General features: G+C 62.8%; 8 protein-coding genes. 5 read left to right on the top strand and 3 right to left on the bottom strand.

The window, feature by feature from the left end:
- Position 1: 1 nt before the first annotated feature.
- Entirely contained in the window at positions 2-994 is a 993-nt protein-coding gene (locus tag ACOQOP_RS21875) for a fatty acid desaturase (protein ID WP_420563938.1), read from the bottom strand.
- A 258-nt stretch (positions 995-1,252) separates the two neighbouring features.
- Between ACOQOP_RS21875 and ACOQOP_RS21880 the strand changes: the two genes are divergently transcribed.
- From ACOQOP_RS21880 to ACOQOP_RS21890, 3 genes are all read left to right on the top strand, one after another.
- On the top strand, positions 1,253-3,049 hold the full coding sequence (locus ACOQOP_RS21880) for a thiamine pyrophosphate-binding protein (protein WP_420563939.1): 1,797 nt from the start codon (positions 1,253-1,255) through the stop codon (positions 3,047-3,049).
- A 328-nt stretch (positions 3,050-3,377) separates the two neighbouring features.
- Positions 3,378-3,776, top strand: coding sequence for a response regulator (locus tag ACOQOP_RS21885; RefSeq protein WP_420563940.1), 399 nt, complete (start codon positions 3,378-3,380; stop codon positions 3,774-3,776).
- 10 nt (positions 3,777-3,786) lie between these two features.
- A complete protein-coding gene (locus ACOQOP_RS21890) occupies positions 3,787-5,241 on the top strand; it encodes a hypothetical protein (protein ID WP_420563941.1) in 1,455 nt (484 codons plus the stop codon).
- Here the strand turns inward: ACOQOP_RS21890 and ACOQOP_RS21895 are convergent.
- Both ACOQOP_RS21895 and ACOQOP_RS21900 read right to left on the bottom strand, forming a co-directional pair.
- Positions 5,238-5,654 carry a response regulator gene (locus tag ACOQOP_RS21895; protein ID WP_420563942.1) on the bottom strand — a complete coding sequence of 139 codons (417 nt, stop codon included), beginning with the start codon at positions 5,652-5,654 and terminating at the stop codon, positions 5,238-5,240. The genes ACOQOP_RS21890 and ACOQOP_RS21895 overlap by 4 nt on opposite strands.
- A 16-nt stretch (positions 5,655-5,670) precedes the next feature.
- Positions 5,671-10,521: a PAS domain S-box protein gene (locus ACOQOP_RS21900; protein ID WP_420563943.1), complete on the bottom strand. Its 4,851-nt coding sequence runs from the start codon at positions 10,519-10,521 to the stop codon at positions 5,671-5,673.
- 324 nt (positions 10,522-10,845) lie between these two features.
- Here ACOQOP_RS21900 and ACOQOP_RS21905 point away from each other — a divergent pair, with 324 nt between their 5' ends.
- Both ACOQOP_RS21905 and ACOQOP_RS21910 read left to right on the top strand, forming a co-directional pair.
- On the top strand, positions 10,846-11,529 hold the full coding sequence (locus ACOQOP_RS21905) for a helix-turn-helix domain-containing protein (RefSeq protein WP_420563944.1): 684 nt from the start codon (positions 10,846-10,848) through the stop codon (positions 11,527-11,529).
- Positions 11,510-11,995, top strand: coding sequence for a cupin domain-containing protein (locus ACOQOP_RS21910; RefSeq protein ID WP_420563945.1), 486 nt, complete (start codon positions 11,510-11,512; stop codon positions 11,993-11,995). Before ACOQOP_RS21905 ends, ACOQOP_RS21910 begins: the two co-directional genes overlap by 20 nt.
- Positions 11,996-12,239: the final 244 nt, after the last annotated feature.

Here is a 12,239-nt window from a genome sequence, read left to right on the forward strand (position 1 = left end):
GTCAGGCCGGCTGCTGCTGCGGTCGTGCCTCGGGCAGGTCTGGATGGATGATGTGGTCGGGGTCGCGCTGCTGGCGGATAAGTGCCGGAAGGATCTCGCGATACGCGTCTACGAGGCCTGCGCTCGGCCGCGGCAACTGGCTCTTCACCAGCCGGTGCAGCTTTGGGAGATTGTAGAAGGGCACCATCGGGAACATGTGGTGCTCGATGTGATAGTTCATGTTCCAGTACAGGAACCGCAGGATCGGGTTCAGGTACATGGTTCGGGTGTTAAGCCGGTGGTCTTCCACGTTGTCGGCCAGGCCGGCATGCTGCGTGTAGGAGACCAGCACGTAGAGGAACGCCCCGTAGAGTTGGGCCCCTGCGGTATACAGCAGCGGGAGGATGCTGCCGGTATACAGTGCCAGGCCGATCACGCCGGCGTAGAACAACACGAAGGCGCGCGAACTCCACACCATCTTCGGGATTTCGGACTCGGGCACGAAGCTGCGCGTCTTCGCGTCGACATAGCCGAAGGAGTGCAGGATCACCTTTGGCAGCGACCGGGCGACGTAGAGGATGCGGGTGAAGTCGAGCGCCATCTTGCCCAGCGGCGCCGGGCGCGGCGCCAGGATCTCCAGGTCGATCCCGGGGAAGATCGTGAAGCTGTGATGATTGGTGTGCGCCCAGCGGTCATAGATCGGATCCCGCAGCACCATCAGGCCGGCGATGAAATGCACCGTCTCGTTGATCCACCGCGAGCGGAACGGGGTACCGTGGTGGGTTTCGTGCAGGATCGACACCGCGAAGGTGTAGATCGATCCGTAGGCCATGAATGCGGGCACCACCCACCAGGTGCCGACCGCCAGGTATGCCAGGTACCCGGTCACGATGAGCGCCCCGAAATGCCCGGCCAGCCAGAGCAGGCCGACCCTGTCATTGCGCCGCATTAGCTGCTTCAGTTCGCGCCGGTCGATCTCGCACAGGTGCCAGTCGGGGATTTTTCTGCTCTGCATGGCGAACCTCCTTTGGTCCCGATTTCCATGGTCGCTTCCTGACGGACGCGGCAGGCGGCCGTCGGATTGGGGCAAGGATAGGCAGGCGATACGGGCGCCGTATGGAATCGAATGATCGAAATCCATCAAATGAGGATTTTCGATCAAATTGGATCAGGAACCGGAGGCCGATCCGGGTTCTGCTGTCATCGAGCGAACGGAGCGCCGCCTCGCAAAAGGAGGCACTGTGCCAAGGCTGCAGAGATGGAGAAGCACTCAATGTCCGAAACGAACGCGCTGAACGGCGGCCAGATGATCGTCGACTACCTGGTCCGCAATAACGTCCCTTATGCCTTCGGGCTCTGCGGCCACGGCAATATCGGCTTCATCGACGCGCTGTACGAGCGCCAGTCCGACATCAAGACGATCTCAACCCATCATGAGTCGGTTTGCGGCTTCATGGCCGACGTCTACTACCGGGTCTCCGGCCAGCCGACAGCGACCTTCACCTCCTGCGGCCCCGGCTCCGCCAACATGCCGATCGCCCTTGGAAATGCCTTCCTCGACAGCGTGCCGTACCTGGCGGTCACCGGGAACGTGCCGACCTCGCAGTTCAACCGCGGCGCCTTCCAGGAACTCTACCGTCACTACCAGGCCGACTTCCCCTCCACCGTGCGCGCCTACTGCAAGCGCGTCTTTCAGCCGACCCGCGGCGAGCAGATGCCGCACACCATTCGTGAGGCCTGGAAGACCATGGTGACCGGCCGTCCCGGTCCGGTCGTTCTCGACGTCCCGTTCGACATCTTCAAAGAAAGCACCGGGGCGGAGACGCCGGATCCGGAGGCTTGGGTCGCGGGGATCAACTGCCGGCCCGGTGCCGATCCCGAAGGAGTCGAGAAGGCCGCCAGGCTGCTGATGTCGGCCGAACGGCCGGTGATCTTCGTCGGTTCGGGCTGCCGCTTCGGTGAGGCCTCCAAGCGTCTGATCGAACTGGCTGAGAAGTACCGGATCCCGGTTGCCGCCTCCGCCTCCGGCCTCGGCGCGCTGCCGGCCGAGCATGAACTGGCGCTGGGACTGGTGGCCCGCAACGGCATGTACCAGGCCAACCAGGCGACCCGGCAGGCCGACGTGATCCTGGCGCTGGGCGTCCGGTTCGACGACCGCACCAGCTCAAGCTGGATCCCCGGCTACTCGTTCAACATCCCGCCGACCAAACTGATCCATGTCGACATCGACCCCGAAGAGATCGGCCGCAATTATCCGGTCGAGCTCGGACTGATGGCCGATACCACGACCTTCCTCGGCCAACTTCTGCACGAGTTGGAAAGCTACGAGGCCGGCGCCAGCGAGGCGCGGCGCAGATGGCTCGGACAGATCGACAGCTGGCGGGCGGAGTGGGATGCCTTCATCGCCCCGGGCTTCAAGGATCCCGCCTCGCCGATCAATCCCCAGCGTGCGGCCCGGGAGATCGATCTCGCCATGCCGGATGACGGCATTCTTGTTTCCGACATTGGCATCCACCACAACTGGCTGATCCAGTACTGCAAGCCGAAGCGCCCCGACAGCCTGATCGGCTGCATGGGGTTCGGACCGATGGGCTTCGGCGTCGCCGGCGTGCTCGGCGCCAAGCTCGCGGCTCCAGAACGGCCGTGTGTAGCCGTCGTCGGAGACGGTGCCTTCTTCATGCACAACACGGTTCTCGGGACCGCGGTCGAGTACAACATTCCGGTCGTCTGGGTCGTTTGGAACAACTACGCCTACGCCTCGATCCGCGGGCTGCAGCGCGGCTATCTGGACGGCCGCGAACTGGCGACGGACTTCAAGCACCCGGAGACCGGCCAGCCCTACAACCCGGACTTCGCCGCCATGGCCCGGAGCTGTGGCGTTGATGGCATCTCCATCGACCGACCGGAAGACCTGGGAGACGCGATCCGCCAGGCCGTCGCCGCCAATCGCCCCTACGTCATCGACGCCAATATCGGCGCGGAGTCCAATCCAGGCGGTGCGGGCATTTGGGAACTACCCGGTCTTGGCCAATCAAAGCCGATGTTTGGTGGACGGCACGAGCAAGTGTAAAGGTCACCGACGAGCGGTCTCTGAGTCACGTCATCAAGTACGAACCCTGAAAGCTGAATCATTCTTACTCCGGGGCAGAGTCGCGGCTACGGAGCGGAGTTTGTGATCGGCAATGCCCCAGGGAATGACCGCTATGCGTCGAACGACCCTGAGCGGTTCAATGACCGCTCAGGGTCGAAACGGAGTGGCGCTGTCGGTGGTGTGTAAGACTCCATCGATATGCGAATGCTCATCGTTTGAGGTACTTTATTCATGCGGTCTGCGATTAGCATACGGTGTCCTTGCCGCACCCTATGAGCGACTGGCTCAGGGCGTTGGGGAGACAACAATGCAGCTCGATCTGTCGGGGATTCCTATCCTGGTGGTGGATGACCAACAGGTCGCGCGCGAACTTCTGCAGCGAATGTTGAAGCGCCTGGGGTTTAGTACCGTTCTTGAGGCTTGTGACGGGACGGAGGCCATGCAGCAAGCGACCAAGCATCGCCCTGCCATGATCTTCTGCGACGTTCACATGCGGCCTGAGGACGGACTGACATTTCTCACCAAGCTGCGCTTCGAGGCTCCGCCGGTTGTCCGGCAGACACCGGTCATTCTGGTGACATCGGAAGAACGCGACGAAGCGCTCGAGCTTTCTCGTCAGTTGCGGGTCAGTGGGTATGTCGTCAAACCTCCATCGCTGACCGCAGTCCGAATGGCGGCCAGCAAGGCGCTTGGAATGGAGGTATGAGATCGCCCGCATGAGTTCGAGATTTCATGAGTCCTTCGACGTCTACATCGAGAGGCATGGCGTCTGGGTAATCGAGTTCATGGGAGGAAGCGCGGGCGAGGCCAGGCGTTACGGCGAGGACCAGCTTCGCCAGCCGCACGTCACCGGAATGCGGCTCATCCGAACGCGCGCCTCCGCGATAAGCGGAGCGGTGACGGAAGACATCCTGCTCGAGAAGACGCGTTCAGCTCTGCCAAAGGAGCCGACCGTCGGAGCCATTCAAGATGCGCCGGATTGCACCCGCGTCTCTGATCTCCTGAAGCCGCGCGCCCGCTTTTGCATCCACCTGCTTTTCCGCGACTGGATTGAGACCCATGACGTGGGTGTGCTCGAGTGCCTCATGACCCCGCATCTGTTCGAGCAGTTGTTGGACCGCGGCTCGCTTGTGGAGAAGGCGGTCCAACGTGTCGCTGCTCTTCAGACACCGGCTGGTGACGATACGAGCTATCGGGTCGATGTTCTGCTCGGTCTGATCGACGATGTCCGGCGGATCGGTCGGCAGCAACAACGCAAGGGGGCCAAGGAACGCGACGCCATTGCGGTCCTCGGCAGCCTCGAGACGCCGGCGCGCGGCGAGGAGCTTGGCGAGGCCGACGCCGTGATCGCTGAGATGCTGGCCTCCGATCGAACGCGCTTTGCGAAGATGATGCGCCTGATTTCCCTGCTCGGAGACCTCGAGAATCCGGCAGGACTGGCGGTCGTAGACCGGTGGCTGAGCGACTACATGATGGATCACACCGTGTCGGGCGAACTCGCCGGAAAACAGCCGTACGCGGTCGACCGATTGGACTGGATCGCGTCCCTGGCCTCCGGAAGGGTCGACACCCAGGATCCAGGCCTCTCCCGGTTCGCTCAAAGGATCGGTGAGGGCGTGCTGGGCGAGACCCGGGACGCAATGCTCCTGTCGCTCGACCATGCCCTGCGCCAGGACAGTCCGCTCGGTGAGGGGACATCTGCATCGGAACGTTCCGCGGTGCTGCGCCTGGTCCGGCGTTGTACAGAGACCTATCCAGAGTTTCTCGGCGGCCCACGCCTCGCGGCCCGCCTGACGGACCGGTACGGTATGTACGAGACCGCGGGCGGAACCAGGGGGTTCGGCGAGGCGATGGAGACCATCGCCGTCGATCTTGATACCGGCCCTCAGCAGCTTCTTTACCTCACGACGTTGATGGAGGGGTCAAAGGTCGGGTCCATCAAGCGAAGGCTGCTGGAGCAGATCGATAACGTTCTGCGGCTATATGGAGGGGTGGATCGGCACTTGGCGACCTTGGAAACCAACGAGGCGATCGTGGCGGAATGCCGAACGATGGCCAAGCTGCTCGACCACTTAGGGCTCGGCCCCAGAACCCTGGAGACCTGGACGCTGGCCATAAACAGCGCGGCTGACACGGAGTTGGCGAAGCGCGCGCCGACCAGGTCCGCTTAGCGTGTCGGGATTACCGGCCCCAGAAGCCGGTTGATGTTGGCGATTAGCTTGGCCGCCGAGGTCGGCTTGACCACATAGCCGTCCACCCGATGCTTCTTTCCCTGAAGGACCGTCGTCTCGCCCGCGTCAGCGGTCAGGAACACGACCGGGGTTCGCGCGATTTCGTCATTCTTGAATGCCCGGAGCTTCGCCAGATAATCGATACCGTTCACCGGCTCCATATGCACATCGCAAAGCACGATGTCCGGGCGGAGGCGCACGGTCATCTTGAGCGCCTCGCCCCCATCCTCCGCCTCGTAGATGTTCTCGACTCCGAGCCTCTCCAGGGTCTGTCGAATGATCTGCCGCATGTAGGGCTGATCCTCGACCAGCAGGATGCGGAGGCGGTCGAGCGTGACCTTCGGTTCGGCCATATGGGTTCCTCCTGCTTCATGTTCTGAGCGGCGCAAGGGCCGAGACAAGTTCGTCGTAGGTCTCCGTCAATCCGTCGCGATAGATGTCGGCGGTGTCCGGATCATCGTCGTCCAGGCTGTCCTGAATGTCCTTCATCAAACGCCCCAGACGGATGGCGCCGGTCGACAGAGCCGCTCCCTTCATCGCGTGGGCGCGATGCCGGGCCTCGGCGTAGTCGCCACTCTCGAAGGCCCCGTTGATAGCGGCAACCTCTGGCCCTGCAGAGGCAACGAACGACAGTACGAACGCTGCGGCCTCTTCGTTGAATTCGCCGAACGCGTCGTTCAGCGCGTCCGGGTCGAAGATATCCGGGTCCACACCAGCGATTCGGCTCCGCACGTCTGGCGGCGGCGTCGGGCCCGCTGTGGCGTCCCGGGGATCGACGGCTAAGGAAGTACGCGTTGCATCAAGGCGTCGGATCTCGAAGGCGGCCGGGACATGGGTGCGCAGAACGTCTTCTAGCCGGTCCAGTTCGATCGGTTTGCGAAGGTAACCATCCATTCCCACTTCTTCGCACTTCCGCGCCGTCTCCGGCAGAACATCCGCTGTCAAAGCGACGATGGGTAGATGGGCGCTGCCTTCTTTGTCCTCCTGGGCGCGGATGCGACGGGTAAGGTCGAAGCCGTCCATGACCGGCATGTGGAAGTCCGTCAGCAGCAGATGGAATGGACGCTCGGCAAGCATGGTCAGCGCGACTTGGCCGTTGTCGGCAATTTCGTGAGCGACGCCCATTCGATTCAACACCCGGGCGATGACCATCTGGTTGGTGGGATTGTCCTCAGCGACCAGCACCATGGCGTCATGCGCTCTGGCGGTTTCTGCATCCGGAGGCGCGAAGACCCTGGCCTCCTCGGAAACCTCCTGAAGACTTTCCGACGGCCGCTTGCCAAGCGCGACTGCCACATAGGCCCAGAGCCGTCGGGATCGGACCGGCACGGTCGTGGTCCCGAGAAGCCGCTCGTGAGGGAACACGCTCTGGGTCAGCTGGAGCGACGAGAGGGCCATGTGTGGGGCCGTGACGACCGCGTACGGATGTTCCAAGCCAAGCCGCGCCGGCACGATGCTGCCCCACTCGACGACAGAGGGCACGCCGGGACGGCCGTCAAGCACCAAAAGGTCTAGACGTCCTTCAGGGGCCGGCGTTGGGATGTTGCCGGGATCCTGCGCCCAGGCGACCTGTGTGATCCCACCCAGATGCAGGGTCGACTGGATGGCTTCCGCTTCCAAACGGTCGTGCCCCACGAGCAGGATCCGCGCGGCGGACAGGTCATCGCTCGGACCGGCGAGGGCATCCCCTACGATCTCCAGCGGCAACTCGAACCAGAACGTGGAGCCATCGCCAGGCTCGGAGACAACTCCGATCGTCCCGCCCATCATCTCGACCAGTTGCTTCGAGATTGCCAGCCCGAGTCCGGTTCCTCCGAACCGTCGGGCCGTGGAGCCATCCGCCTGAGAGAAGGCCTGGAACAGGCCCGAGACCTGTTTGTCGCTCATCCCGATCCCAGTGTCCTGGACCTCGAAACGCATAGTGTGACGGCGGTTGTCGGCACCGACATGGCGTACGCGAAGCGTGACGGACCCGACCTCCGTGAACTTGACCGCGTTGCCGAGCAGGTTGAGCAGGATCTGGCGAAGCCGTGTGGGATCGCCGGTAACTGTCGCCGGAATGATGCGGTCAAGGTGGGTCAGAAGCAGAAGGCTGGCGGCTTCCGCCCGGGGAGCGATCAGATCCAGGACGCTTTCGATCTGCTCAAGCAGATCAAAATGCACATGCTCGACGGCGAGCTTTCCGGCCTCGATTTTCGAGAAGTCGAGTATGTCGTTGATGATGGTGAGCAGGGCTTCGGAGGATTGTCGGATCGTTCTGGTCATATCGCGCTGGTCAGCGCTCAACCGTGTTCCGTCGAGGATTTCGGCCATCGTGACGATGCCGTTCATTGGCGTCCGGATCTCGTGGCTCATCGTAGCCAGGAAGTTTGCCTTTGCCGCAGCGGCAGCCTCCGCGGCGGTTTTCGCCTCCACGAGGTCGCGTTCCAATTTCTTCATGTCGGCAATGTCATAGATCCACGTCACGATCCGAGGGCCTTCCGACAAGGTCATGCGCAGCATCGACAGCAGCGCCTCGAAGACGGTCCCGTCCTTGCGTTTCATCGTGACTTCGCGATTCCAGACGGCCCCGCTGCCGCGCACGCTTTCCAGCAGATCTGCCCGCGTCGTCGGATCGGCGTAAAGCTGGCCGGCGTCCATGCTGTGGAGTTCTTCCTTGCTATAGCCAAGCATCAGCGAGGCGCGGTCGTTGCAGAACTCGACACCCCCGTTCTGGTTGACGATGCCGCACCCGGCCGGGCTCGCGTTGAGGATGGTCTTGATCCGCTCCTCGCTCTCTTGAAGATGCCGGGTGGCTTGGTTCCTGGCGGTGACATCGCGGGCCACGCCGATGATCCCGGCCGGCTCTCCATCCGGCCCGAGCATGGCGACCTTGGTCGTTTCGTACTCGGCCAGACTCCCATCGGGCAGTGTTATCTGTCCCTCGACCGTCTGCCGCTCCAGGGTGCGTAGGACCTCCGCGTCCTGGGCCGCGAACTCCTCAGCGATCGGTCGAGGGGCTACATCGAAGTCGGTCTTACCGACGATCTCATCCGCTGAAACGCCCACCAGCGCGCCGAAACCTGCGTTCACGGTGATGAACCGGCCGTCGGGCCCCTTTACGAAGATGAGATCCGGGATCGTATCGATCAGCGATCGCAGCAAGGCGCGCTGTTCCCGGACCCACTGCTCCGCCTTGCGTTGGTCTGTCGTGTCGTAGCGGACAACCAGCATGCCGCCTTCGGTCGTCCGGCTCCATCGCACGAGGTATGAGCGGCCGTTCACGTGGGTGGTTTCAGACGTCCCTCCTTCCACACTGCGCCGAGCTTCGAGAACACCCGCAATCCAACCTTCCGGATCGCTCTGCGCCTTCGGCGAGCTGACCTGTCCGGCGTCGATCGAGCTCCTGAGCAGCTGCTCCATGGTCTGCCCGACGATCACGTCGCGTGCCGGCGCCGACGGATAGATCCGATGGTAGGCGTCGTTTGTGAAAATGACCCGCTCGTCCCGGTCATACAGGACGACCGAGTCGTCGAACGTATCGAGCGCTTCACGCAGCAGGCTGGAAGCGCGCTGGCTTTCTCTTAGAGCACGCTGGGCCTCCACGCGCGCGGTGACGTCGCGGACCGACGCGAAGACAACCTTTCCGGATTCGGTTTCAATCGGGCTGAGGGAGATTTCGACCGGGAATTGCGAGCCATCCAATCTCCGCGCGGTCAGGTTCAGGTTGGCGCCCATCTCCCGGGCGGTGGAGGTCTCCATGAAGCCCTTACGCCGCGCTTCGTGGTCGTGCCGCCTGTCTTCGGGAACCAGCATGTCGACGGACATGCCGATCAACTGTTCCCGCGTTGCGTTGAAGAGCTCTTCTGCTTTGTTGTTCGCAATGGCGATCTTGCCATCGTGATCGATGATCAACGTACCGTCAGGCGCGGACTCCAGCAGCGCATTCAGCCGACGCTCACTGGACCCCACCGCATCGATGAAAGACTTGATGCCGGTGATGATGCTTCGGACCTCGGGTGCCGCCGACCGTGCGACCGCAAGCTGGCTGAGGTCTTCAATCGCAGTGCCACCGGGTGTGGCGGATGCAACTGAGATCTTGTCGGCGATGCGCGCGATCGGTGCTGCGATTGAATGGCCGATCCAAGCTGCGATCGCCGTCGCGAGCACGAGGATTAAGGCAAAGGCCGCCAGCAGCTCCGCGACCGCCTCCCTCACGGGAGCAAAAACTTCGTTGCGATCGACCTGTGTCAGCAGAGCCCACTGTTGGCCCAGGACCTCAGCCGGCTCGAATGCCGACAAGATTTCCTCGCCGCCCTGATCTGTGAACCAGGTCACACCGGTCTTGCCCGCCAGGGCCTGGGTAACAGCCTCGTTGTCTACCTCCGGCGCACCGGGGCCAATTTCTGCGAAGCGCGAGCCCGCGCGCACTAGGTTGTCGGGGCCGACAAGATAGGCCTCTCCGGTTGTCCCCAGCCCCGCGGTAGACGACATGATCTCGACCAGTGCATCCGGTGAGAGCGTGACGATGACCGCTCCTTCGAACCGAGAGCTGGCATCTGAATCGCCGTCCGATGGGAAGACCCCGAAGGCACCCGCCGCGCGCCGCGCGTTTTCGTATGCCGGATGCGGGGAGAGGTCTGAGAAGATCAACTCGCTCCTGGCTTCGCCGTTAGCCAACCGCTGAAACAGCCGACCCGCGGGCCCGTCGCGCCATGGACCCGTCACCAGATTAGACGCGAATAGGGGCGATTTGTCTGTTGAGTAGACGACCATACCGGACGGAGACACCAGCATGATGTCGTCGATGCCCAGCGACCCCGTCAGTCCCCGAAACCATCGATGATACCGTTGATGCGCGGCGCGATACGGCGTGAGCCGGGCTGACTCCTCCAGACTGAGCCCTTGGAGCGTTCCATCCGGTGCGGCCGGGCGGTAGCTCTTTCGCAAGATGTCCTGAGTGGTCGCAAGATCGGTGTCGATATCCCCGACCGCGAAATCGAACTCGGAGAGCGCATTCAGCGTCGTCGTTGCGGTTGTGATCGTGACGAGACGGTCCCGAAGCGAACGAACGTACCCCGAGAGCGACGCGGCTCGAGAGTCTCGGAGCGCTACCAGATGTTTCTCCGCCTCCGCCTGCAACGTCACGCTCATGCGCCAGGCGGACAAGCCCGTCGCGGCAGCGGCAGCAGCAACCACACAGGCGGCTACCAGCAGTGGGATCCGAACCGAAAGTCTCATGCCGGAACGATGCTATAGGGGAGGCGCGATCACCAGCCTAAAGCGGCTTAGGGTGGGGTCGCAAAGTCATCGATGGATACAGGTTTGCACCTTCGCAAGAAGGGTCTGGGATTGGGCCGGCGCGGCGTTTAATGACAGTGGATTAGATCACTGTCTTGTCGAAGTGAGCGCCCGCTTCCGAGTGAACGGCTTAGTAGGTGCGAACGGCCGGTATGGGTCGAATAACTCTATGCCACCTGCATAGCCTGGGCCGGGCCTGGATTCTAGGCTTGCGCCTCACGTCCTGTTGAGACAAAAATATGTCCGGATAAGACATTTTGATGTGTGATTGGCGTGCAGGAAGCTGGAGCGAACGCGAAGATTGGGGCCAGCGTAAAGTCGGCGCGACTTGCGGCCAGACTGACACTGGTCGACCTGGCCGCCAGGTGCGGGCTGTCCGAGAGCTACCTGTCCAAGATCGAGAGGGGCGCGACGTCCGCGACCATTGCCAGCCTGCTGCAGATCTGCGCTTCCCTCGACATCCAGATCGGGTCGCTGTTCGACGACCTGGGCACCGTCTCCACGGAGACGGATGTTGCGGTTCACCGAGGCGCGGACGGGCAGTTCTCGTTCGTTCCCGCGACCGGATATCGCTGGAGGAGACTGGGCGGCGGCAGATCGAAGGACAAGATGGAGGTCTTTCATCTTGTGCTACCGAAGGACGACGGGATGGAGGCGTTCGTCTCCCATCCCGGGCAGGAGCACTGCTTCGTTCTCAGCGGAACCGTGGTCTTTGATGTTGGCGATGAGACGCATCGCCTCGAGGCCGGGGACGGCATCTACATCAACTCCCATCACCCGCACCGAGCCCGCGGCCTTGGAGATCAAGAAGCCCACCTGCTGATGACGGTCGCCGCAGCCGACGGGGCGCTTCCCGAGTTCGACTGGTGGCGCCCATTGGGTGGCGCGTCCGGCGACGAAAAAACCGGTTCACACAGTGGAGGATACAGTGAGCAAACACATCGCTGATACCGCGGAGAACAATGCGTCTCTGAAGACGGAACGTGCGGCGACGCGCAAGGATCACAAGCGCTATATCGCCCGGCGCTTCGACGAGGTTGAGTGGAAGACGATCCGCTGGCCCGGTGAAACCGGCAAGATGCTGTTTCATCCGGAGCCTGACAACCCGACCCATCCGAACACGGGAATTCTGCGTCTGGAGCCGGGCGCGTTTCACCCCGAGCACTATCACGGGTTTGCCCAGGTGTGGCACATCCTGTCCGGGGAGTTCGAGATCGACGGCGACGTCTACGGCCCCGGCACGGTGCTCTTTCACCCGGACCCGCACTACGAAGGCGAGTTCAAGACCGAGAGCGGCGGGGAAATCTTCATCGTCCAGTATCCGGGGCCGTCCACTGGCGAGCGACCGATCTACGCGGGCCGGTTCAACATGAATGAGCGCAAGAGCGTGGACCAGGAGCGTGTCGACGTCTGAGGCCGATAGACCCCCCCCCCCCCCCCCCCCCCCCGCTGGTCGGACCGGCAGATGTGAGGACTAAGCCTCAATTTATTGGTGGCGCCGGGGCATCAATTGATGCGCTCCCGAACGGTCCCTCGGGAGGGGCCTGCGCCCTCAATATCCTGGAGTGCTCCCGCACGGAGATGAGACGACCTGTAACGGCCAGGGCGCGACCGGCTCATAGATCTCGGGCGTCTGCAATGGGTCGGACGCTCCAGTG

Source organism: Thalassobaculum sp. (assembly GCF_965223715.1).
Lineage (GTDB): Bacteria > Pseudomonadota > Alphaproteobacteria > Thalassobaculales > Thalassobaculaceae > Thalassobaculum.